Origin of the sequence: Rhizobium sp. WYCCWR 11128 (assembly GCF_013416305.1) — a bacterium.
GTDB lineage: Bacteria > Pseudomonadota > Alphaproteobacteria > Rhizobiales > Rhizobiaceae > Rhizobium > Rhizobium indicum.
In genome coordinates, this window is sequence record NZ_JACCEZ010000012.1 from 75,535 (window position 1) to 99,321 (window position 23,787).

Annotated in this window: 22 protein-coding genes; 15 read left to right on the forward strand and 7 right to left on the reverse strand. The window is 61.5% G+C overall.

Features of this window, described 5'->3' with window-relative positions; genetic code table 11:
* Nucleotides 1–65: 65 nt before the first annotated feature.
* Together HX898_RS27810 and HX898_RS27815 are read left to right on the forward strand one after the other, a co-directional pair.
* Nucleotides 66–611: a CGNR zinc finger domain-containing protein gene (locus HX898_RS27810; protein WP_138328348.1), complete on the forward strand. Its 546-nt coding sequence runs from the start codon at nt 66–68 to the stop codon at nt 609–611.
* The gene (locus HX898_RS27815; protein WP_138328349.1) at nt 608–1,111 is read left to right on the forward strand and encodes a hypothetical protein; all 504 of its coding nucleotides are present in this window, start codon (nt 608–610) and stop codon (nt 1,109–1,111) included. The genes HX898_RS27810 and HX898_RS27815 overlap by 4 nt, the downstream gene beginning before the upstream one ends.
* Nucleotides 1,112–1,195: 84 nt before the next feature.
* On the opposite strand, the gene ndk is transcribed toward HX898_RS27815, so the two are convergent.
* Nucleotides 1,196–1,618 carry a nucleoside-diphosphate kinase gene (ndk, locus tag HX898_RS27820; RefSeq protein ID WP_003547097.1) on the reverse strand — a complete coding sequence of 141 codons (423 nt, stop codon included), beginning with the start codon at nt 1,616–1,618 and terminating at the stop codon, nt 1,196–1,198.
* Between the two features lie 81 nt (nt 1,619–1,699).
* A complete protein-coding gene (locus tag HX898_RS27825) occupies nt 1,700–2,389 on the reverse strand; it encodes a glutathione S-transferase family protein (protein ID WP_171599418.1) in 690 nt (229 codons plus the stop codon).
* A gap of 139 nt (nt 2,390–2,528) precedes the next feature.
* Between HX898_RS27825 and HX898_RS27830 the strand changes: the two genes are divergently transcribed.
* From HX898_RS27830 to HX898_RS27855, 6 genes are all read left to right on the forward strand, one after another.
* Nucleotides 2,529–3,038, forward strand: a complete 510-nt coding sequence (locus tag HX898_RS27830; protein WP_138328351.1) for a DinB family protein — start codon at nt 2,529–2,531, stop codon at nt 3,036–3,038.
* A 176-nt stretch (nt 3,039–3,214) separates the two neighbouring features.
* Nucleotides 3,215–4,264 carry a GGDEF domain-containing protein gene (locus HX898_RS27835; RefSeq protein WP_180196360.1) on the forward strand — a complete coding sequence of 350 codons (1,050 nt, stop codon included), beginning with the start codon at nt 3,215–3,217 and terminating at the stop codon, nt 4,262–4,264.
* 137 nt (nt 4,265–4,401) lie between these two features.
* The gene (abc-f, locus tag HX898_RS27840) at nt 4,402–6,285 is read left to right on the forward strand and encodes a ribosomal protection-like ABC-F family protein (protein ID WP_180196361.1); all 1,884 of its coding nucleotides are present in this window, start codon (nt 4,402–4,404) and stop codon (nt 6,283–6,285) included.
* Nucleotides 6,286–6,497: 212 nt separating this feature from the next.
* Nucleotides 6,498–8,540, forward strand: coding sequence for a prolyl oligopeptidase family serine peptidase (locus tag HX898_RS27845; protein ID WP_180196362.1), 2,043 nt, complete (start codon nt 6,498–6,500; stop codon nt 8,538–8,540).
* Nucleotides 8,541–8,638: 98 nt separating this feature from the next.
* The gene (locus tag HX898_RS27850; protein ID WP_180196363.1) at nt 8,639–9,565 is read left to right on the forward strand and encodes a Gfo/Idh/MocA family oxidoreductase; all 927 of its coding nucleotides are present in this window, start codon (nt 8,639–8,641) and stop codon (nt 9,563–9,565) included.
* Between the two features lie 72 nt (nt 9,566–9,637).
* A complete protein-coding gene (locus HX898_RS27855; protein ID WP_180196364.1) occupies nt 9,638–10,141 on the forward strand; it encodes a hypothetical protein in 504 nt (167 codons plus the stop codon).
* 118 nt (nt 10,142–10,259) lie between these two features.
* Here the strand turns inward: HX898_RS27855 and HX898_RS27860 are convergent, their stop codons facing one another.
* Together HX898_RS27860 and HX898_RS27865 are read right to left on the reverse strand one after the other, a co-directional pair.
* A complete protein-coding gene (locus HX898_RS27860; RefSeq protein WP_138387625.1) occupies nt 10,260–10,709 on the reverse strand; it encodes a DNA polymerase III subunit chi in 450 nt (149 codons plus the stop codon).
* Nucleotides 10,709–12,199, reverse strand: coding sequence for a leucyl aminopeptidase (locus HX898_RS27865; protein WP_180196365.1), 1,491 nt, complete (start codon nt 12,197–12,199; stop codon nt 10,709–10,711). The genes HX898_RS27860 and HX898_RS27865 overlap by 1 nt, the downstream gene beginning before the upstream one ends.
* Nucleotides 12,200–12,343: 144 nt before the next feature.
* Between HX898_RS27865 and HX898_RS27870 the strand changes: the two genes are divergently transcribed.
* The 7 genes from HX898_RS27870 to rsmA all read left to right on the forward strand — a co-directional run bounded on the left by HX898_RS27870 (nt 12,344) and on the right by rsmA (nt 20,802).
* A complete protein-coding gene (locus tag HX898_RS27870; protein ID WP_180196366.1) occupies nt 12,344–13,117 on the forward strand; it encodes a phosphatase PAP2 family protein in 774 nt (257 codons plus the stop codon).
* Nucleotides 13,118–13,217: 100 nt separating this feature from the next.
* Nucleotides 13,218–14,399, forward strand: coding sequence for an LPS export ABC transporter permease LptF (gene lptF, locus HX898_RS27875; protein ID WP_138328360.1), 1,182 nt, complete (start codon nt 13,218–13,220; stop codon nt 14,397–14,399).
* Complete coding sequence (gene lptG, locus HX898_RS27880; protein ID WP_011651253.1) at nt 14,396–15,484, forward strand: LPS export ABC transporter permease LptG; 1,089 nt, start codon at nt 14,396–14,398, stop codon at nt 15,482–15,484. The genes lptF and lptG overlap by 4 nt, the downstream gene beginning before the upstream one ends.
* Nucleotides 15,484–17,811: an LPS-assembly protein LptD gene (locus HX898_RS27885; RefSeq protein ID WP_180196367.1), complete on the forward strand. Its 2,328-nt coding sequence runs from the start codon at nt 15,484–15,486 to the stop codon at nt 17,809–17,811. The genes lptG and HX898_RS27885 overlap by 1 nt, the downstream gene beginning before the upstream one ends.
* A gap of 184 nt (nt 17,812–17,995) precedes the next feature.
* Nucleotides 17,996–18,940 (forward strand): peptidylprolyl isomerase, encoded by a 945-nt coding sequence (locus HX898_RS27890; protein WP_180196368.1) that lies wholly within the window; start codon nt 17,996–17,998, stop codon nt 18,938–18,940.
* A gap of 6 nt (nt 18,941–18,946) precedes the next feature.
* Entirely contained in the window at nt 18,947–19,975 is a 1,029-nt protein-coding gene (gene pdxA / locus HX898_RS27895; protein ID WP_138387630.1) for a 4-hydroxythreonine-4-phosphate dehydrogenase PdxA, read from the forward strand.
* Nucleotides 19,975–20,802, forward strand: a complete 828-nt coding sequence (rsmA, locus tag HX898_RS27900; RefSeq protein WP_180196369.1) for a 16S rRNA (adenine(1518)-N(6)/adenine(1519)-N(6))-dimethyltransferase RsmA — start codon at nt 19,975–19,977, stop codon at nt 20,800–20,802. The genes pdxA and rsmA overlap by 1 nt, the downstream gene beginning before the upstream one ends.
* Nucleotides 20,803–20,938: 136 nt before the next feature.
* Here rsmA and gmk read toward each other — a convergent pair whose 3' ends face one another.
* From gmk to mltG, 3 genes are read right to left on the reverse strand one after another with little or no spacing between them, the layout of a single operon-like run.
* Nucleotides 20,939–21,601, reverse strand: coding sequence for a guanylate kinase (gene gmk, locus HX898_RS27905; protein ID WP_180196370.1), 663 nt, complete (start codon nt 21,599–21,601; stop codon nt 20,939–20,941).
* Nucleotides 21,602–21,604: 3 nt separating this feature from the next.
* Nucleotides 21,605–22,492 (reverse strand): YicC/YloC family endoribonuclease, encoded by an 888-nt coding sequence (locus HX898_RS27910; protein WP_180196371.1) that lies wholly within the window; start codon nt 22,490–22,492, stop codon nt 21,605–21,607.
* Between the two features lie 18 nt (nt 22,493–22,510).
* Nucleotides 22,511–23,728 carry an endolytic transglycosylase MltG gene (gene mltG, locus HX898_RS27915; protein ID WP_180196372.1) on the reverse strand — a complete coding sequence of 406 codons (1,218 nt, stop codon included), beginning with the start codon at nt 23,726–23,728 and terminating at the stop codon, nt 22,511–22,513.
* Between the last annotated feature and the right edge of the window lie 59 nt (nt 23,729–23,787).

The following is a 23,787-nucleotide window of genomic DNA, read 5'->3' on the forward strand; positions in this document are numbered from 1 at the left end:
TCCAGACACTCCGCGTCACCAAAATTATAACTGGTAAAACCTATTTCACCAGTTATAATTTCACCATGAGCTTTTCCTGGACTCCTCACCGCTTTGCCGGCGGCGTGCTGGCACTCGATGTCGTCAACAGCGTCGTTCTGCGCCACGATGCAACGCGGCGGATCGACCGCTTCGCGGTCAGGGACCAGATGCGGAGTTTTCCAAGAGCCGCGGCCGAATTCTGCGCCGAGCGCGCCCTCTTCGGCGACATCGCGCCGGTGGCGGCGGAAAACGAGGTGGATTTCATCGCGCTGCGGGAAGCGATCGACCTCTATTTCCGCGAGCGTATACTGAATGGCGGCGACGACCAATTGCTGGCCAGGTTGCTGGAAGCGCTGGCGAAGACATTACGCGAAGCAGGCTCCGACAGCCTGGCCGCGGCGACCGCCCATTCGGCACTGCGGCTGATCGTCATGCCCGATCCGGAACGCATGAAGATCTGCGGCAATTGCGGCTGGCTGTTCATCGACCGCAGCAAGAACAGAAGCCGGGCCTGGTGCGACATGGCGGTCTGCGGCAACCGCGCCAAGGCGAACCGTCACTATCGCCGCAAGAAGGAGGAGACGCCATGAGAAAGCATTGGATCGTGATGGCGGTGGTGGCCGGGCTGATGCTGTCAGCCTGCCAGCGCCAGGCTGAAAACCTGGTCGAGGTCACCGGCCATCTCTTCGTCTTCAACTATCGGGTGGCGAGCGCCACCTATCTGCTGACGCTGAAGAAGACAGGGCCTATCCCCGACGGTTCTGTCATCATCGCCGAATTCGAAAATCCTGAAGGAGGCGATCCGCTGGTGCTGAACCAGAAAATCTACCCGATCGACGACAAGATCGCGCTGCAGAGCGAAAAACTGCACTGCGTGCGCAAGGACCGCCCCTATTCCGTGAGCGTCCGGCTGGTCGACAAGGACGGCAAGGTGCTGCAGGAATTGAAGACGCAGTTCCGGTCCGACCTCGACCAGACCGTCCTGCCGAGCAAGCCGCTGGTCGTCGGCGCGCTTTATGAAAAGAACCCGGAGGTCTTCAAGCCTGACGGCAGCGTCGATTTCTCGAACACCGACAAATGCCCGGCATAGAGAAATGCATAGAAAAAGCCGGAGCAAGGCCCCGGCTTTCGAGAGTCAATTCAAGGCATTGCCGGCGAATGCCGAAGCGTGGCCTCAGCCGACGATTTCGGTATCGGAAAACCAGTACTTGATTTCCTGGGCAGCCGTTTCAGGAGCATCCGAGCCGTGGACGGAATTTTCGCCGATCGACAGAGCGTGAACCTTGCGGATCGTGCCTTCGTCAGCATTTGCCGGGTTGGTCGCGCCCATGATCTCGCGGTTCTTGAGGATCGCGCCTTCGCCTTCCAGCACCTGGACGATGGTCGGGCCGGAGGTCATGCCTTCGACCAGTTCGCCGAAGAAGGGACGATCCTTGTGAACGGCGTAGAAGCCTTCGGCTTCGCGACGGCTCATCCAGACGCGCTTGGAAGCAACGACGCGCAGGCCGGCATCTTCGAGCATCTTGGTGATGGCGCCCGTCAGGTTGCGCTTGGTTGCGTCCGGCTTGATCATCGAGAAGGTGCGTTCAATCGCCATAGTCAAATCCTCTGTTTTCTCGGGAAAAGTGGGCGGTCTTTACCCGCCCCAACGCCCGAAAACAAGAGGTAGACGGCAATTTCACGCCGCTGTCACAGTCCTGCCGCGGCTTTCGTGAAGATCGAGGCAGCGTTCGAACCAGGCCATGACGGGATCGTCGGCGGCTAGCATGGCGAGACCCGCGGAGACACGCAGCCATTGCAGCGCGCCGAAGACGATATAGTCGGCAAAGAGCGGTGTCTGCCCGCCGATGAAGGGCTGGAACTTCAGCATGTGCTGCAGCGGCTCCAGCTTGGCGCCGAAGGTGGCTTTCTCCGCTTCGCTGTCGGCGGCAACCACTTCCAACGGCTTGCCGAGCCGATCCTCCCGGCTTTCGCGGAAATAGGCCTTGTCTGCCTCGTCGAGGTTCGCATGGATATCGAGAAGGGCGATGCGCATGATCGCCGGATGGATGATCATCTGCGAATAACCTTCCACCATCCGCGACAGCGCCTTGCCGCCCTCGCCGTTGAATAGCGACGGCCGCTCGGGATAGGCCTCTTCCAGATAGAGGGCGATGTCGAAACTGTCGGGGATCAGCCGGCCGTTGTCGTCGAGAACGGGCACGATCGACGAGACACCGCCGCCGATCGCGCGGATGCGGGCATAAGTCGTCGGAATCTCCTCGAAATCGAGCCCCTTATGCGCCAGCGCCATCACCGCCTTCCAGCAATGGGGCGAAAAGAAGCGCCGCTCGTCGGCTCCGCAGAGGGAATAGAGGGCTCTGGTCATAACAGTCCTTTCGAGATCGCAGCTCCATGCATTCGACGACAGAAAGCGCCTGCGATCAAATCAGGAAATTTCATGGGCGCATCACTGCGATTTTCGGGAAAAGGGGATAGACTGCCGCGACCAAACCGGGAGGGACGGAATGCTCAGACATTACAGGATGTTCGCCGCCTATAATCGCTGGGCCAACACGCAAGTCTATGCAGCTGCGGCCGAACTTAGCGATACAGAGTTCCGCAATGATTGCGGCGCCTTCTTCGGCTCGCTGCATCGCACGCTCAATCATCTGATCGTTGCCGACCGGATATGGATGAAGCGCTTCACCGGCACCGGCGAAGCGCCGACGACACTCGATGCCGTGCTCTTCGAAGATCGGGATTCGCTTGCCGCCGCCCGCAAAGCCGAGGACGAGCGTATCATTGCCTGGACGGGCATGCTGGACGAGGCGGCGCTTGCCGCCAACTTCACCTATGTAACAGTGGTGCAGCCGGCCGAGATCACCCAGCCTCTGTCGTCAGCGCTCGCGCATTTCTTCAACCACCAGACCCATCATCGCGGCCAGTGCCACATGACGCTGACGGCGCTCGGCAAGCCGAGCCTCACGCTTGATCTCATCTACTTCCTGCGCAGCGAGGGCCGCGAATGGATGTGAGGCCCGATCAAAGAGTTAGAACATGATGTCATCCGAAACTGGCCATCAAGACTGAATTAACCGCCTTTGCCGGTTCTACCGCCAATCCTGGGCTTCCCTTTGAAAATTCAGTCTCTTTTAAAAGCTTGCAGTCATAGCGGAGTGAGAGAGATGAGGCCGGGCCGCGAGGGATCGTCATGCAGAATGCAAGCGCAAACGCACTGGTGCCGCGAGAGGCTGCGCGTCCGGCGCCGATGGCGGATATTCAGAAGATCGCCCAGCACATGGCGCGTCTGAACGTCGCAGCACTCCCGCGCAATTACGAACTCTTTCATGAGGCGATCGTCGGGCTCAATGCCGGCCTTGCGCAGGATATCGCAGCACTCGGGTCCCAGCCGCAGCAGCCGATGCTCGACGAACTCGGCCTGAAATACCGCCTCGTCGGCCATTGCGGGCTGGCGGGCGAGACATCCCGAAACGAGGCGAGCCGGATGCTGCGCGACGTGGCGGAAAGGCTTGCCGAAGGGCTGAAGCACAAGAACGCCTTTGCGCGCGCCTGCGGCACGATCCTGAAATCCGTGTCCGGCCATGACGACCAGAGCCTTGCCGCCTTCCTCAGCGAGATCGACTACCTCACTGCGTCCCTTTCGACCGTTCTTGCAGCGGAGATGGAAATCGGCGCGAAGCTGCAGGACGATATCAAGACGCTGGAAACGCTGGAGCGCGGCATTTCGGCGATGCAATCGGCCGCGATCGCCGACAGGATCACCGGACTTCCGAACCGCATCGCGCTGAACCGGACGATCGCCGATCTCTATAAGCGCGAAGAAGGTGCCGCCGGCAGCGCGCTGATCATGGTCGATATCGACAATTTCACCGATCTCAACGACAAATACGGCACCCAGGTCGGCAACAAGCTCCTGAAGAAGCTCGCCGGCCTGTTCAGCAAGTCGGTCAAGAAAAACGATTTAGTCGCCCGCACAGAGGCTGACGAATTCGCCCTGTTGTTTTCCAATGTCGGCATGCAGGATGCGATGACGATTGCCGAGCGCCTGCGCGCCTCCGTCGAGGACAATCTGGTCTTCGCGACATCCGACAAGGCCGATCCCGGCAGGCTCACCATCTCGGTCGGCGTGGCGCTCAGCACCGACGCGGCAACGCCGGGACAATTGCAAGCCAATGCCCGGGTGGCGCTTCTCGCCGCGCAGTCGAACCCCCGACAACCGGTGCAGGCTTTCGGCCGCTGAGGCGGCGGACGAAGCAGGTTTGCCATGGGACAAGCAAGCTTGTCCCGAGGATAAGCAAGCTTGTCAGTGCACAAGCAAGCTTGGCGCGGGGATAAGCGCTCTTGCCTTGGCGAGCGCTTTCGGCCAAAACGCCGGCCATGATCACGCTCACCGATATTTCCGCCCGCATCGCCGGGCGCCTGCTTCTCGACAATGCCAGCGTTTCGCTGCCTTCAGGCACGAAGGCTGGGCTCGTCGGGCGGAACGGCGCCGGCAAGTCCACGCTTTTTCGCGTCATCACCGGCGATCTCGGCTCGGAGAGCGGGTCGGTGTCGATCCCCAAGGCCGCACGCATCGGCCAGGTGGCGCAGGAAGCGCCGGCGACCGAGGACGCCCTGATCGAGATCGTGCTTGCCGCGGACAAGGAACGCACCGCCCTCGTTGCCGAGGCGGAAACGGCAACCGATCCGCACCGCATCGCCGAAATCCAGATGCGCCTTGTCGATATCGACGCGCATTCGGCCGAAGCGCGCGCGGCGAGCATTCTTGCCGGCCTCGGCTTCGACAAGGCGGCGCAGGCCCGCCCCGCCTCCTCCTTCTCCGGCGGCTGGCGCATGCGCGTCGCCCTTGCTGCCGTGCTGTTTTCCGAGCCGGATCTGCTCCTGCTCGACGAGCCGACCAACTATCTCGACCTCGAAGGCACGCTGTGGCTGGAAGATTATGTCAGGCGCTATCCGCACACCGTCATCATCATCAGCCACGATCGCGACCTGTTGAACAACGCGGTCAATGCGATCGTCCATCTCGACCAGAAGAAGCTCACCTTCTATCGCGGCGGCTATGACCAGTTCGAGCGGCAGAAGGCGGAAGCCGACGAGTTGCAGACGAAGGCCAAGGCCAAGAACGACGCGGCGCGCAAACATCTGCAGGGCTTCATCGATCGCTTCAAGGCCAAGGCTTCCAAGGCCCGGCAGGCGCAATCGCGCGTCAAGGCGCTGGAGCGCATGGGAACGGTCGCCGCGGTGATCGAGGACCACGTACAGCCGATCACTTTTCCCGAGCCGGAAAAGCAGCCGGCCTCGCCGATCGTCGCAATCCAGAGCGGCGCCGTCGGTTACGAGCCCGGCAATCCGATCCTGAAGAACCTCAATCTGCGCATCGACAATGACGACCGCATCGCCCTGCTCGGCTCGAACGGCAACGGTAAATCGACCTTCGCCAAATTCATCTCCGGCAGGCTGGCGCCGGAGAGCGGCGAAGTGAAGATCGCGCCGAGCCTGAAGATCGGCTTCTTCGCGCAGCATCAGCTCGACGACCTCATTCCCGAGCAATCGCCGGTGGAGCATGTGCGCCGGCTGATGCCGGGTGCGCCGGAAGCCAAGGTGCGCGCCCGCGTCGCCCAGATGGGGCTTGCGACCGAGAAGATGGCGACGGCCGCCAAAGATCTCTCCGGCGGCGAAAAAGCCCGCCTGCTGATGGGGCTTGCCGCCTTCAATGCACCGAACCTGCTGATCCTCGACGAACCGACCAACCACCTCGACATCGACAGCCGCCGTGCGCTGATCGAGGCGCTGAACGATTACGAAGGCGCCGTCATCCTGATCTCGCACGATCGCCATCTGATCGAGGCGACGGTCGACCGGCTGTGGCTGGTCAATGGCGGCACGGTGACGACCTTCGAAGGCGACATGGACGAATACCGCGACCTCATCGTTACGTCAGGTAAAAAAAAAGAAGAAAAGCCGCAGCTAACTGAAGACGCGACGTCGAAGGCCGACCAGCGCAAGCTCAATGCCGAACGTCGCGCCTCGCTGACGCCGCTCAGGAAAAAGATCAACGAAATCGAATCCTTGACGGCGAAGCTGGAGAAACAGATTCAGGCGCTTGACGCGGAACTTGCGGATCCGGCCCTTTACGAGAAAACACCAGCCAAGGCCGCCGAGAAGGCAAAGCAGCGCGGCGAAGCTGCGGCGAAACTCGCTGCCGCCGAGGAAGACTGGCTGATGCTGTCTGCCGAATACGAAGAAGCGATGGCGGGATAGCCACAGGGTGACGCTGAAATTCAAGAAGACCGAGGTGCCGAACACCGTCGTCGCCTCGGCCGATTTCGTGACGATCCGCTAGCGATGCTTAGATTCAAAGTGTCAGCGTCCTTCGCGCGTCTGAAGAGACGCGCGGCGCTATAACGCGGGTTGCCAAGTCGGGACCGGCTGCCTAGATCTGTCCGACGTCAACGGAAGCCGGCAGGTCAGATATGAACCTTCATCTCGAAACGGACGACGATCCGCGCACCCGCCAGTTCATCGACGAGCACAACCGGGTTTCCGACGCGGCACTGAGAACACCTGAATTCGAGAGCGATCGCGACGCGATCAAGGCGCTGATCGAGCGGCAGGACAGGCTGATCGTTCCGATGCGCCGAGGCGAGTGGCTGTTCGATTTTCGCCAGAGCAAGGACAATCCTCTCGGCATCTGGCTCCGCCTGCCGGCAGATCAGGAGCCGCTGCCGGACGCCGGCTGGGAGCCGGTCTTCGATCTCGACGCCTTCTGCGTCAGGGAAGGCAAGCGCTGGAACTGGCGCGGCGCCGTCACCTGCGCATGGGAGCCGATGCGGGTGCTGCTCACGCTTTCGGACGGCGGTTCCGATCTTCTCCGGCTGCTCGAATTCGACGCCGAGCGGAAACAGGTCGTCAAGGGCGGCTTCGATACACCGGCCGCACGATCGCATGCCACCTGGCTGAGCCGTGACGAAATCTGCTATTTCGGTTCCATCGACAGGTTTTCGGCGACCCGCTCGGGATGGCCGCGCGTCGGACGGCGATTGAAGCGCGGGCAGCGACCGGAAGATGCCGCCGTCATGTTCGAAGCAGCAGACGAGGACGTCTACGGCTTCAATCTCGTCATCGACCCTGCCCTATCAGGCGCTTCGGCGGATCGCGGATTGATCGATATTTTCGTCGCCGCCCACGAGATCGGCGTCGCGAGCGCTTTCCTGATCGCCAACGACGGCACACAGCGGCGCATCGATCTGCCTAAGGAAGCCGATTTCCAGTTCAATCATGATCATTGCCTTTGGCGGGCAAAGACCGATGAACGCGTTGCGACCGGCAGCCTCGTGCTGCAACGCTTCGATCCCGCCTCGGAGACGGCTCTGCTCGGGCCGGAGCGGATCCTGTTTCAGCCGGGCGAGGGCCAGTCCATCGCGCAGATGATGCTGATGCAGGAGTGGTGCGTCTTCATCATCTCCGATCGGCTGCGTCCGCGTCTCATGGTGCTGGACCTGACAAGGCCCGACGCCGAGCAGCGCGAGATCGCACTGCCTGCGGATATGCAGACGGCTCACTTCAGGCCACTCCATGCCGATCTGCATCTTGGCGACGATACGCTCCACATCGTCGGCCAGGGCTTCCTGCAGCCGCCCGTCTGTTACCGCCTCGAGCTGTCGGATCGCAGCAGAGAGGCCGAACCGCTTTTCGTCGCCGGGGCGCCCAGCTATTTCGATGCGACAGATATGTCATCCGAACTGCTGGAGGCTGTTTCCGAGGACGGGACCAGGGTTGCCTACCGGCTGGTCCTGCCGAAGCAATGGACCAAGGGCGCGCTGCCGGTGCTGCTTTACGGCTATGGCGGCTTCGATGTCCCGTTGTCGCCAAGCTATTCCGGCGTGACAGGACGCTGGCTGGAACAAGGCGGCGCCTATGTGCAGGCCTATATTCGCGGCGGCGGCGAATTCGGGCCCGACTGGTATCGCAGCGCCAAGCGGCAGGGGCGAGACCGGGCGTTTGCCGATTTCGTCGCCATCGCCCGCGATCTCGTCGCCCGCGGCTATACAGTGCCGTCGCGGATTGCCTGCCAGGGCGGCAGCAATGGCGGCCTGCTGACCGGCGTGATGCTGACGCGCTATCCCGACGATTTCGGTGCCGTCTGGTGCCAGGTGCCGGTTCTCGACATGACACGCTTCCACCTGTTCAGCGCAGGGCAAGCCTGGATGGACGAATATGGCGATCCGGAGACGCCGGTGGACCGGGATTTCATGCTCGGTTATTCGCCGCTTCACAATGTCGGACCGGCGACCAAGGTCAGCTATCCGCCGATCTACATCGAAAGCTCCGCCAATGACGACCGCGTGCATCCCTCGCATGCGCGCCGCTTTGCCGCGCGGCTGGAGGAAGAAGGACACCGGCCGCTCTTCCATGAATTCGGCTCCGGCGGGCATGGCGGCGACGGCAATTCCGAAGAGCGCGCCGCCCGCGCGGCGATGGGTTACAGCTTCCTTCGCCAAACCATCATGCGATAGGATGCCACAGAATGGAGGAGGAGAGCTTGTCGGCACGCCTCTTTCTGATACAAACGCGTCAATAATCATACTTTTCATACAGGCTCGAGCGAAACACCATGTCTCCTATCAATCTCGCCATCGTCGGCGTCGGCAAGATCGTCCGCGACCAGCACCTTCCCTCCATCGCCAAGAACCCCGATTTCGAACTCGTCGCCACGGCAAGCCGCCACGGCACGGTCGAAGGCGTCAAGAGTTATACGACGATCGAAGCGATGCTCGACGCCGAGCCCTCGATCGATGCCGTTTCGCTCTGCATGCCGCCGCAATATCGCTACGAGGCGGCCTATAAGGCGCTCGTCGCCGGCAAGCACGTCTTCCTGGAAAAGCCGCCCGGCGCGACGCTCAGCGAAGTGGCCGACCTCGAAGCGCTGGCGAACAAGCAGGGTGCGTCGCTCTTTGCCAGCTGGCATTCGCGCTATGCGCCGGGCGTCGAGGCTGCCAAGGCGTTTCTTGCCGCGACGACGATCAAAAGCGTGCATGTGATCTGGAAGGAGGATGTCCGCCACTGGCATCCGAACCAGGAATGGATCTGGCAGGCCGGCGGCCTCGGCGTTTTCGATCCCGGCATCAACGCGCTGTCGATCGTCACCCATATCCTGCCGCGGCCGATCTTCATCACCGAGGCCGTGCTCGAATTTCCCGAGAATCGCGATGCGCCGATCGCGGCCGACATTCACTTCCGCAATGCGGACGGCCTGCCGGTTCACGCCGAATTCGACTGGCTCCAGACCGGCAAGCAGAGCTGGGACATCGTCGCGGAGACGACAGCCGGCCAGATGATGCTTGCCGAGGGCGGCGCCAAACTTTTGATCGACGGCGCGCTCAGCTTCGCCGAGCCGGAGCAGGAATATCCCTCGCTCTACCGTCGCTTTGCCGAAATCATCAAGGCCGGCAAATCGGACGTCGATCTCGCGCCGCTGCGCCACGTCGCCGATGCCTTCATGCTCGGCAAGCGGAAATTCGTCGACGCCTTCCACGACTGAGCGTCGCAATAACGTCATAGAAACCGGCAAGATTTGCCGGCCTATGGCAATCGTGTTCGGGGGCAGCCGCTCATGAGCAATAAAATTGGCCGCAAGGGCCGATTTTCCCGCGTGTTGAAAATTGGCATCCTCGTGGTGCCGCTTCTCGGCCTTGCGGCATGTTCGGGCGAAGAGGCCGTCATGCCGCCCGATGCACCGGGCGTTTCCCGATCCGAGGAATATTCCTTCGGATCGGCGACCCAGGCCCAGGATTGGCAGGCCACCCGCAAGGTGCTGGGCCAACTGGAAGGGCGGTTCGGAGAGAAGTCCATGCGTATCCTGGCGCGCAATCTCGCCAGCACCACCGACCCGCAGACCATCAAGGTCTATTATGCCGAACGCCTTGTCCATCAAGCCGGCTGGGCGGAAATGCCGGTCAGCACCTTTGCCGACAAGGCGTGGGCATTCGCTTTGGTCAGTCCGAATGGAAAGCATGTTTTGGCAGTCGAGGCGCTCGACGCGTCGGAAAGTGCTGGCGGGATCGTACCCCTCAATATCCTGACAAACCTCGACGAGGATAATGGTTCGAAACGGTAGCGGCGTTCGCTGGCCGGGAGAGCGAAGCTGGACGGCTTCATGCCGCAATTCAAAGTGTTGCAGCGTCCTTTGCGGCTCTCGAAAAGACGCGCGGAACTGCAGCGTCGTGGCGAAACGCTCAGGCCTTCTTCTCCCACCGCCCTTCCGGTGTCTGCTGCCAATAGGTGAGGTTATGTCCCTCGCCTTTCAGCTTCTTCCACTGCGCACGGGCGGCGTCCAGTTGCTCCTGGTCGTGACCGTCGAACATGAAGACGATGCGCTCATAGCCATCAGCCGGCGGCGGCTCGGCGCCGTCGACGATGAAACGCACGGTCGCCGCATTGGCATTGTCCGGCGTCACGGTCAAAAGCACCGGCTGGCTTTCGGCGAAATCCGCCTCGTCGGTGCCGTGCGGCAGGAAGCTCTCCTCGCGGAAAGTCCAAAGATGCTGATCGAGAGCATCACGCCGCGCCGGCTCGCGCGTCTGGACGGCAACGCGCCAGCCGCGCTCGACGCTTTTGTCGATGAGCGGCGGAAGCGCGTCCTCCAGCCTGGATTCAGTCAGATGATAGAAGAGAACGTCGGTCATCAGGATTCATAATGGGCGCGAACGAGCTCGTCGAGCAGGCGCACGCCGAAGCCGGAACCCCAGGACTGGTTGATCTCGTCCTGCGGCGAACCCATCGCCGTGCCGGCAATATCGAGATGCGCCCAAGGCGTGTCCTGCACGAAGCGCTTGAGGAAATGCGCGGCCGTGATCGAGCCGGCCTGTCGGCCGCCGGTGTTCTTCATATCAGCGAACTTGCTGTCGATCAGCTTGTCGTAATCCCTGCCGAGCGGCATGCGCCAGAGTTTTTCGTTGCTCGAAAGACCGGCTGCCGTCAGTTGGGTGGAAAGCTGGTCGTCATTGGAGAACAGGCCGGCATGCACATTGCCGAGCGCCACGATGATCGCCCCGGTCAGCGTGGCAAGATTGATCATGAACTGCGGCTTAAAGCGGTCGTTGCAGTACCAGAGCGCATCGCAGAGCACGAGGCGGCCTTCGGCATCGGTGTTGATCACCTCGATCGTCTGGCCGGACATCGAGGTGACGATATCACCAGGACGCTGGGCGTTACCGTCAGGCATGTTCTCGACCAGGCCGATGATGCCGACCGCGTTGACGGCAGCCTTGCGGGAGGCGAGCACATGCATGAGGCCGGTGACGGCTGCCGCACCGCCCATATCGCCCTTCATATCTTCCATGCCAGCGGCCGGCTTGATCGAAATGCCGCCGGTATCGAAGACGACACCCTTGCCGATGAAGGCGACGGGGCGATCCTTGCCCTTGCCGCCCTTCCACTGCATGATCGCCAGGCGCGGCGGACGCACGGAGCCCTGGGCGACGCCGAGAAGGGCGCCCATGCCGAGGCGGCGCATTTCGCGCTCCGTCAGGATTTCCACTTCGACGCCGAGCTTTTCCAGTTCCTTCGCCTTGGCGGCGAACTCGACGGGACCGAGCACGTTCGGCGGTTCGTTGACGAGGTCACGGGCAAGGTTGACACCACCGGCAATCGCTTCGGAATCGGAAAACGCCTTCTTGGCACCACCCGGATCGGCGGTGACGATCGTCACCTTGACGGATTTCGCCGGTTTTTCTTCCTCGTCGTTCTTCTTCGTCTTGTAGGTATCGAAGCTATAGGCGCGCAGCAGCATGCCGAGCGCAAAATCGGCGGCAGCCCGCGCGTTGGTCTCGAGCCCGGGCACGTCGATGAAGACGGCGGCCTTGTCGGTGTTCTTGATTCTCGAGGCCGCAGCACCGCCGGCCTTCAGCCAGTCATGGGCGGTGAGTTCGGCGGCCTTGCCAAGCCCGATGACGACGATGCGCTCGACGGGCGCGCCTTCGGGGGCGACGATATCGAGCGCACCCATGGATTTCGCGGAGAATCGGGCGATTCTCGCAGCCTTGGCGATCACGCCTGCCGGGTCGACTGTTTCAGCGCCGGCAGCGCTGTCGGCCTCCGCGGTCTTCAACAGGATCGCCAGGCCGCCATTGAGCTTTGCCGACTTCGAGAATGAAATTTCCAACTTTACTGACATGTCTTCTCCGCTGGGATTCTTTGAAATCCGTCCCTCGCGGATAATTTCGCGTTTGGCGGGTCTGTCAATGGCTTGCGACAATTGTTATGGTCGCCCGCAGCCATCAGGGCTCTCATGTTTTCGTCAGTTTCGTAGATATTCGCGTTGACAGTTTTTTCGAAAAATCGATGGCGGGGCCTGGCAATCCGCCTGCCGAAAACGACTTTCGGCGCATTCATGCTGCTGTTTTGGATGTGGTGGGCGCTGCTTGCCGTCTTCCGCGCCTTTCCCGGAATAGACATCTATTTTTCCCAGCTTTTTTTCGTGGGCGCAGATTGCGACGCGACTGCTGCTGCCGGGAGCATCTGCGGCGGCTTTCCCTATCGCGACGTCGCGGCCTTCGACCTGCTGCGCACCATCTTCTTCCGCCTGCCCTATGTGGTGGCGATCGTGATGGTGTGGAAACTCGTCGAATGCTACCAGCAGCATGGCGCGACCTTCAACGCTCAGCGCGCGCAAAAGCTCAAAGTCGCGCTCGGAACGCTGCTGATCGGGCCGGTGCTGCTCGTCAATGTCGTCCTGAAGGAACATTGGGGCCGGCCGCGGCCGATACAGACGGACATTTTCGGCGGTGCTCTGCATTTCGTCGAGGCAGGTTCGCTTGCCGGAAAATGCGTTTCGAACTGCTCGTTCGTCTCCGGCGAGGCGGCGAGTGCCGGCTGGCTTCTCTGCCTTCTGCTCTTCGTTCCGAAATCCCTGCGTTATGCGCTGGTACCGCCCGTGGCGGCAATCTCGATCCTCACCCCGGTGATGCGGCTATCCTTCGGCGCACACTACCTTTCCGACGTAGTTCTTGGATGGCTTTCCTCGCTTGTCGTCTTCGCCGCATTGCTGGCGTTAACTGAGTCGCAACAGCATCAAAAAAATTCTGAAATTTGAATGAATTTTTGACACCAGCTTGTCGCAAAAGCGCGACAAAGAGCGTAGAGGGATTCTCCTGCAAGGCCGTTTGGGCGTGCAGGTGCTTTCAAGGGCAGGCATGAAACTACTCGAGACATACATATTACGGCGCGTCGGCCAGATGTTTCTCGTGGCGCTCCTGCCCGTTCTGGCGATCATTTGGACGACTCAGGTTCTGCAGCGCATCAATCTGGTCACCGACAGCGGCCAGTCGATCGGCTCGTTCGCCAAGCTGGCGACGATGATTCTGCCGTCGATCATTCCTGTCGTGCTGCCCTTCGCTCTCGTTATCGCGATCACCCAGACGCTGACGACGATGAACAATGATTCCGAGCTCACCGTCATCGATGCGGCCGGGGCGCGGCGCAGCGTGCTGATCCGCCCGATCCTGCTGCTTGCCGCCGTCATCAGCGTCTTTTCCTTCTTCGTCGACAACGTCGTCGAGCCGCGCGCAAAGACCGTCGTGCGCCAGATGATCGCCGAGACCTATGCTGACCTCCTCTCTTCGGTCATCGAGGAAAAGACCTTCCGGAAACTCGATGAAGGCCTCTATGTACAGATCTCACAGCGGATGGCGGGCCGCATGCTGAAGGGCCTTTTCGTCGCCGACGAGCGCGACCCGGCCTACGAACTGATCTACTATGCGAAGGAAGGCGCTGTCGACGACACGGGCACGACGCTGATCATGCATCAAGGCGAAGTGCACCGCAAAACGCCCGACGGCAACGTCTCGGTCATCAATTTCGATTCCTATTCCTTCGACCTCTCGGACATGACGGAGAATCGCGGTCAGGCGACGCTGCGCGCCAGCGACCGTGACCTGTGGTTCCTGTTCAATCCGGATCCGGCCGACAAGGACTATACGATCCGGCCGCAAAGCTACCGCGCCGAACTGCATCGGCGGCTGACCGACTGGATCCTGCCTGTCGTCTTTGCCCTGTTTTCACTGGCGATCGCCGGCGATGCGCGCTCACACCGCGAAGCGCGGCTGCATCCGATGGTGAGCGCTCTCGCCTATGCCTTCGCGATGCGATGGGCGGCCTTCTACGCGGCCAATCAGATCGATACCGATCCTGAATATATCGCCGTCCTCTACGCCATCCCGATCGTCAGCAGCATCATCTCGATCGTCTTCCTCGGCCTGCACAAACGACTGGTCATGCCTTCGTTCATCCGCGACCGGATTTCGTCTTTCTGGAGGCGGATGCAGGAAAGGCTGCTTGCCGCAACCGGCAGGACCGGCGGGGGCACTGCCCAATGATGTTCGGGACATTGTCGCGTTATTTCTTTCGCCGCTATCTGGTGACGACGGGCTGGTTCCTGATCGGCGTCTCGGCGATTTCTTTCCTCCTCGATTTCAGCGAGACGGCGGGCCGCATGTCCGGCCTTCCCGGCTACACGATCGGCGGCGGCGTCCTGATGACCGCGGTGCGCCTGCCGCTCATCCTGCAGCAGACGGTGCCGTTCATCGCGCTGTTCGTCGGCATGACGGTGCTGATCGGCCTCAACCGCAAATATGAACTCGTCGTCACGCGCGCCGCCGGCATTTCGGTCTGGCAGTTCATGTTCCCCTTCATCGCCGGCTCGCTGGCGCTCGGCCTGCTGACGATGGCGGCGCTGAACCCGCTTGCCGCCTGGGGACAGCGCCAGGCACTGCTGGTCGAATCCGACTGGCGCGGCGAGAACGCGGTTCTGCGCAAGGCGCCGCAGATTCCGTGGCTGCGCCAGATCAGTGGCCGGGACGATGTCATCATCGGCGCCCAGACGGTCCAGGAGAACGGAACCAAGCTGATCGACGCGGTGCTGATCCATTTCGATTCAAGCGGTCAGGTCATTCTGAGACAGGACGCCGCCACTGCAAAATTGGAAGATGGTTACTGGCAACTTAACACCGTTGTCGAGCGCAAGCCTGGCGAAATCCCCGTGCGTAAAGCTTCGGTTCAACTTCGCACCAATCTGAAACAGGACTTCGTCCAGGAGCGGCTGACAGCGCCGGAAACAATTGGTTTCTTTGACCTTTCTAACCGGATTGCGGCGGCCAAATCCTTCGGCATCTCGACCAAGGCGCTGGAGACGCAATTCAACTCCCTGTTGTCCCAGCCATTGCTGCTGGTGGCCATGACTTTCATAGCCGCAACAGTGTCCCTAAAATTTAGCCGGTTCAACCAATCCCGCTCCGTGATTCTGGGTGGCATCCTTTCGGGCTTCATGCTTTATGTCATCACCGTGCTTGTAAAGGCATTCGGAAGCAGTGGAGTCGTGCCCCCCTTCGTGGCGACGTGGATACCGGTGGTCGTCGCGCTGGCTTTGGGTGCGACTATTCTGCTTCATCAGGAGGACGGCTAGTGGCGGCAGGCGACCGCAAGTATTTTAGTAAACAGTTGGTTGCCCTGCTTGTCGGTGCGGCTTTATGTTCCTATTTCGGCAGCGCCCCGGCCTCTTTCGGCCAGGCCAGCGCGCCCGAACAAAATATAGAGAAGAATATTCCCGAAGGGGCCAAGCTCCTGCTTTCGGCCAATGAACTCGTCTATAACCGTGACGCCGACCTGGTGTCGGCGGTCGGCGGCGTGCAGATCAACTATGGCGGCTATAAAATGGTCGCGCAGAAGGTCGAGTACAATCAGAAGACCGGCCGGATGATGGCGCTCGGCAATGTCGAGCTCGTCAGCCCCGACGGCAACCGCATCTATGCCGACGACCTTGACGTGACCGACAATTTTGCCGACGGGTTCCTGAACTCGCTGCGCATCGAGACCGCCGACAACACGCGTATCGTTGCCGAAAGCGGCGAGCGCGTCGGCGGCACGATGATGATTCTCAACAAGGGCGTCTACACGGCCTGCCTTCCCTGCGCCGAAGATCCGAAGCGCGCCCCTTTCTGGCAGGTCAAAGCCCAGCGGGTGATCCAGAACGGCGAGACGCATACGATCCGTCTGGAGAGAGCGCGCTTCGAGCTGCTCGGCCATCCGATCGCCTTCCTGCCGTTCATCGAAGTTCCCGACAATACGGTGAAACGCAAATCCGGCTTTCTGTTTCCGACGATGAGCCTGTCGCAGAATCTCGGCTTCGGTCTTTCCGTTCCTTATTACTATGTGATCTCGCCGAGCATGGACGCGACGGTCACAGCCACGGGCTACACTGCCCAGGGCTTCCTCATCGAAGGTGAATTTCGCCAACGCTTCGAAAATGGCACGCATATTCTGCGCGTCGCCGGCATCGACCAGGCAAAACCGGGTAACTTCAGCTCCGGCACAAGCGATGCCGAAGCCGAGCAACGTGGCATGGTGGCTTCCAAGGCTGACTTCCGCATCAATCCGCGCTGGACGTTCGGCTGGGACGTCATGACGCAGAGCGACAACAATTTCTCGAAAACGTATAAGCTGCGGGGCCTGACCGGTACGGATCGTACCAACCAGATCTACCTGACAGGGCTCGGGAAACGCAATTATTTCGACATGCGGGCGTTCTATTTCGACGTCCAGGATGCCGATCGGACGAATACCGCTGAAAAGCAGCAGGCGATCGTCTATCCGTCGCTCGACTATCACTATGTGGCGCCGCAACCGCTTGCCGGCGGCGAGCTTTCGGCGGATGTCAATCTGACGAATATTTCGCGCACACATGACGACTTCTATACCGTCGACGGCTTCGACCGTTTCCGCGGTCTGAAAGGCCAGACTTCGCGGCTGACTGCCGAGCTGCAATGGAAGCGCACCTACGTCACGCCGACCGGCCTGGTGATCACGCCGCTGCTGGCCGCGCGCGGCGATGCCTTCGCGCTGAACATGGATGACCCCACCGGCTACACCGGCAACTACGTCGACGGCAATTCCGCCACCCGCTCGATGTTCACAGCCGGGCTGGAGATGCGTTATCCGATCTTGATGACGACTGACAATAGCACCCATATCCTCGAGCCGATCGCACAGATCTATGCCCGCCCCGACGAGCAGCTCGCAGGCCGCCTGCCGAACGAGGATGCCCAAAGCTTCGTCTTCGACGCCACCTCGCTGTTCGACCGCGACAAGTTCTCGGGCTACGACCGGGTCGAAGGCGGTACTCGCGCCAATATCGGCGTTCAGTACACCGGTACATTCGACAGCGGTTACAAGCTGCACGGCATCTTCGGCCAATCCTATCAGATCGCCGGCCAGAACTCGTTTGCGACCGATGACCTCGTCAACGTCGGCGCGGATTCGGGCCTTGAAACCGACCGCTCCGATTATGTCGGCCTTGGCGGCGTCGAAACACCGTACGGCGTTTCCGTCGCAGCTTCCTACCGGCTCGACGAAAAAGATTTCGAATTCCGCCGCGGTGACCTGACGACGGCCTACCAGAACGACACCTTCTCGACACAGCTGACCTACACTCATCTCAGCGCCCAGCCGGAATATGGCTTCGCCGAGGACAATGACGAGATCCAGACCAACAGCACCGTCAAGTTCAAGGATTACTGGTCGATTTTCGGCGGCATTGCCTGGGATCTGAACAATGATGTGATCAGTCGGCGGACGATCGGCCTCTCTTATGACGACGAATGCACGATCTTCACGATCGCCTATACGGACAGCAGAGATTCCGACGACGAGTCAGGAAGCGACTGGACGATCGGCGCACGGCTGACCTTCCGCACGCTCGGCGACATCAAGATCGGTTCCGACACCCTCGAATGACGGGCGATCGGCGCAAACATGGCCTGAAGCCATTCTTTCGCCGTAAGCCTGTGCAGGACATTGCCGCCAGTCGGTATCTGAGGCATAGGGGTTTCGCGCCGTGATGGAAGCGATTTCAGCGTGTCTCGCACTGTGGTAAGAACGCCGCGAACAACGTCTCGCGGCGCTATCGGGAGGTCAACAGATGATTGACGCGAAAAAAGCCATAACCAAGTTCCTCGCCGGGGCAGCGCTTGCATTGCTGACAGGCCTTGCCGGTCCAGCGCTTGCGGTCAGTGAAGTCAAGGCCGTGGTGAACGGCACTGCCATCACCAGCGGCGATATCGCCAAGCGCCAGGCCTTCCTGCGCCTGCAGCATACGAAGGCCGATGCCAAGACCGCCCAGGAGCAATTGATCGACGAGACGCTCAAGCGGCAGGAAGTCACCCGCGTCCGTATGTCGGTTTCGCAGCAGGACGTCGATGCGTCTTTCGCGCGCTTTTCGAGCGGCAACAAGCTTTCCCCCGAGCAGATGTCGCAGATCCTCGATCGCGCCGGCGTCGGCGTCGATCATTTCAAGGGTTTCATCGCCGTGCAGATGAGCTGGCCGCGTGTCGTCAACGCCCGCTACGGCTCGACCTCGCGGCTGTCGAACTATGATCTCGTCTCGCGCATGATGCAGAACAACAAGCAGAAGCCGGTGACGACTGAATATATGCTGCAGCAGATCATCTTCGTCATTCCGCAAGCCAAGCGCGGCGCCATCACCGGCAAGCGTAAGGGCGAGGCCGAGGCGTCGCGCTCCAAATTTCCGGGCTGCGATCAGGCAAAGGTGTTTGCTGCCACGATGCGCGACGTTTCCGTGCGCGATCTCGGCCGCCTGCTCGCCCCCGAGATCCCGCCGGATTGGAAGCCGCTGGTCGAGCAGGCCAAGGGCAACACGACGGGGACCCGCGTCACAGACAAGGGCGTCGAATATCTGGCAATCTGCAGCCAGCGGCAGGTTTCTGACGACCAGGCCGCCGAAATGGTCTTCCGCCAGGAAGATCTCGACAAGTCCAAGGGCGGCAAGGACGCCAGCCCAGAAAACGAAAACAGCAAGAAATATCTGGATGAACTGCGCAAAAAGGCGCAGATCGCCTATCGCTGACCGACAATGGCGATACCGTTTTCGCGACCGCTTGCGCTGAGCCAGGGCGACCCCGCCGGCATCGGGCCGGATATTACTCTGATGGCCTGGCTCCGGCGGCGTGAACTCGGGCTGCCGCCTTTCTTCCTGATCGGCGACCCCGATGTTCTGGCGTTGAGAGCCCGCCAGCTCAATCTGACGGTCTCGATCCGCGAGACCGATGAAGCCGGCAAGGCCGCCGGCATGTTTGCCGATGCGCTGCCCGTCATGACCATACCGGCCGGTATCGAGGTCGTGGCCGGTGAACCGCATGCGGCAACGGCGAAAGGCACGATCGCGTCGATCGAGAAAGCCGTGTCGCTTGTCATTGACGGCGAGGCGCTCGCAGTCGTTACCAATCCGATCGCCAAGGCCGTGCTTTACGAGGCGGGTTTCCGGTTTCCTGGCCATACCGAATTTCTCGCCGATCTCGCCGTCAGGGCGACCGGCCGGCCGGTGACACCGGTGATGATGCTGTCTGGACCGAAGCTCCGGGCCATTCCCGTCACCATCCATATTCCGGTCCGCGACGTGCCGCAGGCGCTGACGGGCGACCTGATCACGGAAACCTGCAGGATCGCCCATGAAGATCTAAGGCAGCGCTTCGGCATCGAGGCGCCGCGGCTTGCCGTTGCCGGCCTCAACCCGCATGCAGGCGAAGGCGGGGCGATCGGTACGGAGGACGAGGATGTCATCCGTCCGGCGATCGAGCGCCTGCGCGACGAGGGCATCGATGCGATCGGCCCCCTGCCCGCCGATACGATGTTTCATGACGAGGCGCGGGCGCGATACGACGTCGCCGTCTGCATGTATCACGATCAGGCGCTGATCCCGGCCAAGGCACTTGGTTTCGACGACAGCGTCAACGTGACGCTCGGGCTTCCCTTCGTGCGCACCTCGCCGGATCACGGCACCGCTTTCGGCATTGCCGGCAAGGGACTGGCGCGCGAGCACAGCCTCGTTGCCGCGCTGAAGCTCGCCGCCCAGCTCGGCCGCAGTGTGGAAAGCCGCCGCTGATGGCAGCACTCGATGGCCTGCCGCCGCTTCGCGACGTCATCCAGCGTCACGGCCTCGATGCACGCAAGGCGCTCGGGCAGAACTTCCTGCTCGACCTCAACCTCACGCAGAAGATCGCCCGCACGGCGGGAGCGCTCGAAGATGCGACCGTTTTCGAGGTCGGCCCCGGCCCCGGCGGGCTGACGCGTGCGATCCTGGCGCTCGGCGCCAGGAAGGTTATCGCCATCGAGCGGGATACGCGCTGCCTGCCGGCGCTTGCCGAGATCGCCGATCATTATCCCGGCCAGCTGGAGGTGATCGAAGGCGATGCGCTGAAGACGGATTTCGAGACATTGGCTCCGCAAGGCCCGATCAAGATCATTGCCAACCTGCCCTACAATGTCGGCACGCAGTTGCTGGTCAACTGGCTGCTGCCGAAAGCCTGGCCGCCGTTCTGGCAGTCGCTGACGCTGATGTTTCAGAAAGAGGTCGGCGAGCGTATCGTCGCCAACGAAGACGACGACCATTACGGCCGTCTCGGCGTGCTCTGCGGCTGGCGGACGGAGGCACGCATGGCCTTCGACGTGCCGCCCCAAGCCTTCACGCCTCCGCCGAAAGTAACTTCGACGGTCGTGCATCTCACACCCCGCGAAAACCCCATCCCCTGCGCCGTCGCCAACCTGGAAAAGGTGACGCAGGCGGCCTTCGGCCAGCGCCGCAAGATGCTCCGCCAAAGCCTGAAACCGCTCGGCGGCGAGAGCCTGCTCGTCAAGGCCGGGATCGATCCGGCGCGGCGGGCGGAAACCTTGTCCGTCGAGGAATTCTGCCTTCTCGCAAACAGCCTCTAGGCAATTCCAGCAACGTTCGAAGCGGCTTTCCCAGGACATGCGCTAAAGCGCGTCGCGAACTTTCATATTCGCTCGTCGCGCTTTAGATCCTTTTTTTGCGCATGTCGTAGTCGCAAAACCGCTGCACAGTTATGCGCTAAAGCGACGGCGTCTCTTCCAGAAGTTCGCGGACGAAATCGAACATGCCATGGCGGCGGTCGCGGCGCAGGCGTTCGGCCTTGACGATCGACTGGACGGCGTCGAGGGCGGCGTTGAGATCATCGTTGACGATGACATAGTCGTATTCGCGCCAGTGGGCGATCTCGGCGCGGCTGTTGGCGAGGCGCGTCTGGATGACCTCCTCGGAATCCTCGGCACGGCGGTGCAGCCGCGACTGCAGCTCGGTCATGGTCGGAGGCAGCACGAAGATCGAGACGACATCGGCCGACATCTTCTCCTGCAATTGCTGGGCGCCCTGCCAATCGATGTCGAAGAGCATGTCGCGGCCTTTGGCCATGGCCTGCTCGACCGGCTCGCGCGGCGTGCCGTAGAAATTGCCATGCACCTCGGCCCATTCGAGCAGCGCGTCGCTATCGCGCAACCGCTCGAACTCGCGCACACTCTTGAAGTGGTAATGCACATCCTCGACTTCGCTCGGGCGGCGCTGGCGCGTGGTGACGCTGACGGAAAGGCCGATTTGCCTGTCGGTCTCCAGCAGCGTGCGCGCGATGGTGGACTTGCCGGCGCCGGATGGCGACGAGATGACAAGCATCAGACCGCGGCGGGCGATCTGCACGGGCGAGGATTTCGCCGGTTTCATGTCTTACTCCAAATTCTGGACCTGCTCGCGGAACTGGTCGATCACGACTTTCAGCTCGATGCCGGCGGCGGTGACCGCCGAGGCATTCGACTTCGAGCAGATGGTATTCGATTCGCGGTTAAATTCCTGTGCAAGGAAGTCCAGCCGGCGCCCGGCGGGGCCACCTTTCACCAGGAGATCGCGCGCTGCGGCGATATGAGCCTTCAGACGATCGATTTCCTCGCGCAGATCCGCCTTGGTCGCCAACAGCGCGGCTTCGGCATGCAGCCTGTCGCGGTCGAGCGCGGCCATGCCGTCCATCAACAGGGCGACCTGCGCGGCAAGCCGCGCGGCGATCTCCTGCGGCGAGCGCGACGGATCGGCCTCGATCGTCCGTGTCAGTCCCTCGATCGTCGTGACGTGGTCGTGAAGAATGCGGGCCAGCGCCGAACCTTCCTGTTCGCGCATCGCTCTCAGATCGGCAAGCGCGGCCAGCAGGCCGGCAGCGACATCGGCGTCACGGGCGGCAAGCGCCTCCTCGCCATCCTCGCTTTCGCGGAATTCGACGATGCCGCGCACCAGAAGCAGCGTATCGAGCTTCAGCGGCGCCGGATCGATGACACCGTCCAACTGCTCGCGCATGGCCAGCACGGCGGCAAGAGCCTCCTTGTTCAGCACCGCCTCGAAACGGTTCTCGTCGGCGCTGACGGATAGCGATGCCTGCAGGTTGCCGCGGCTGAAGCTTTCGCCGGCGAGGCGGCGGACCTCTGCCTCCATGCGTTCGAGACCGGGCGGCAGGCGCAGGCGCAGGTCGAGACCTTTGCCGTTGACCGAGCGCAGTTCCCATGCCCAGCGCCAGCGGCCGCTCGTTCCCTCGCGCCGCGCAAAACCGGTCATGGACTGCAAAGCCATGCGAGCCTCCCGAAAGTCTCAGTTGATCTTCTTTTTCTTCGGCGGCGCGACGGTCGCGCCATTATCCGCCGGCTGCTCTTCCGGCTGGCCGTCGACTGCGATGTTCGGGTCCGAACCCTTGTCGGCTTCGAGCTTGCGCCAGCGCTTGACGTTGGCGTTGTGCTCCTCGAGCGTCGCAGAGAAAACATGGCCGCCGGTGCCGTCGGCAACGAAATAGAGATCCTGCGTCTTCCAGGGATTGGCGACGGCTTCCAGCGCATCCTTGCCGGGATTGGCGATCGGCGTCGGCGGCAGACCCTTGATGACATAGGTGTTGTAAGGTGTGTCCCGCTTCAGGTCCGACTGATAGATCGGCCGGTCGGCCGGTTTACCCTCGCCGCCGAAGAGGCCGTAGATGATCGTTGGGTCGGACTGCAGGCGCATACCCTTGCCGAGCCGGTTCAGAAAAACGGAGGCGACATGGGCTCGCTCGTCGGGAACGCCGGTTTCCTTTTCGACGATCGAGGCGAGTGTCACGAACTCCTCCTTGGATCGCAGCGGCAGCGAGGAGTCGCGCTTGTCCCAGATCTGATCGACGAGCTTCTGCTGCGCAGCCGCCATCTGTTCGATGATTTCCGAGCGCTTGGTGCCGCGCGAGAATTTGTAGGTATCCGGACGCAGGCTGCCCTCGGTCGGCAATGCCGCCGGCAAATCGCCCTCCAGCACGGTATCCTGCAGCATGCGGTCAAACATCTGGCGGACCGTCAGACCCTCGGGGAAGGAAACGGAATAGAGAATGGACTTGCCCGATTTCAGCAGCTCCATGATATCCCTCATGGAGGCCCTCGCCTTGATCTCGTATTCACCCGCCTTCAGGCTCTCTCCGGCAGAAAGATGCGTTGCCGTGAGGTAGCGGAAGATGCGGGCATCGCTGATGATCGCGTTGCGCTCGAGGTTCGAGGCGATTTCGGTCAGACCAGCGCCGTTGCGGACGATGAAATTGGTGTTGGTCTGTAGCGGACCCGGGTTCCGATAGGTCGATGTGGCGTAGTAGAAGCCGATGACGGCGACGACGCAGACCAGAACCGCCATCGTCATGATGAAGTTCAGGAAAAGAACGACCTGGCCGCGGGCTTTCTTGGACCGCTTCGGCGGCTCCGGAACGCGCTCCGGACGCAGGGCTTCGCTCGGCGACTTCGGGATAATCGGTCCCTTCTGCGCCTGGGTATCGTTGCTCTGGTTCGTCGTATCGCTCACCGGCAATCCTCTAAAACTTGACCCTCACTTCGCTATTTCGCGAAGCAATGCGGCAAAAG

Coding starts and splice junctions, on each gene's coding strand:
- lptF (WP_138328360.1), top strand. CDS start 13,218: ATGAAACTACTCGAGACATACATATTACGGCGCGTCGGCCAGATGTTT.
- HX898_RS27835 (WP_180196360.1), top strand. CDS start 3,215: ATGCAGAATGCAAGCGCAAACGCACTGGTGCCGCGAGAGGCTGCGCGT.
- HX898_RS27825 (WP_171599418.1), bottom strand. CDS start 2,389: ATGACCAGAGCCCTCTATTCCCTCTGCGGAGCCGACGAGCGGCGCTTC.
- pdxA (WP_138387630.1), top strand. CDS start 18,947: ATGGCGATACCGTTTTCGCGACCGCTTGCGCTGAGCCAGGGCGACCCC.
- HX898_RS27910 (WP_180196371.1), bottom strand. CDS start 22,492: ATGGCTTTGCAGTCCATGACCGGTTTTGCGCGGCGCGAGGGAACGAGC.
- HX898_RS27810 (WP_138328348.1), top strand. CDS start 66: ATGAGCTTTTCCTGGACTCCTCACCGCTTTGCCGGCGGCGTGCTGGCA.
- rsmA (WP_180196369.1), top strand. CDS start 19,975: ATGGCAGCACTCGATGGCCTGCCGCCGCTTCGCGACGTCATCCAGCGT.
- lptG (WP_011651253.1), top strand. CDS start 14,396: ATGATGTTCGGGACATTGTCGCGTTATTTCTTTCGCCGCTATCTGGTG.
- gmk (WP_180196370.1), bottom strand. CDS start 21,601: ATGAAACCGGCGAAATCCTCGCCCGTGCAGATCGCCCGCCGCGGTCTG.
- HX898_RS27865 (WP_180196365.1), bottom strand. CDS start 12,199: ATGTCAGTAAAGTTGGAAATTTCATTCTCGAAGTCGGCAAAGCTCAAT.
- HX898_RS27830 (WP_138328351.1), top strand. CDS start 2,529: ATGCTCAGACATTACAGGATGTTCGCCGCCTATAATCGCTGGGCCAAC.
- HX898_RS27850 (WP_180196363.1), top strand. CDS start 8,639: ATGTCTCCTATCAATCTCGCCATCGTCGGCGTCGGCAAGATCGTCCGC.
- abc-f (WP_180196361.1), top strand. CDS start 4,402: ATGATCACGCTCACCGATATTTCCGCCCGCATCGCCGGGCGCCTGCTT.
- HX898_RS27855 (WP_180196364.1), top strand. CDS start 9,638: ATGAGCAATAAAATTGGCCGCAAGGGCCGATTTTCCCGCGTGTTGAAA.
- HX898_RS27860 (WP_138387625.1), bottom strand. CDS start 10,709: ATGACCGACGTTCTCTTCTATCATCTGACTGAATCCAGGCTGGAGGAC.
- ndk (WP_003547097.1), bottom strand. CDS start 1,618: ATGGCGATTGAACGCACCTTCTCGATGATCAAGCCGGACGCAACCAAG.
- HX898_RS27815 (WP_138328349.1), top strand. CDS start 608: ATGAGAAAGCATTGGATCGTGATGGCGGTGGTGGCCGGGCTGATGCTG.
- HX898_RS27890 (WP_180196368.1), top strand. CDS start 17,996: ATGATTGACGCGAAAAAAGCCATAACCAAGTTCCTCGCCGGGGCAGCG.
- HX898_RS27845 (WP_180196362.1), top strand. CDS start 6,498: ATGAACCTTCATCTCGAAACGGACGACGATCCGCGCACCCGCCAGTTC.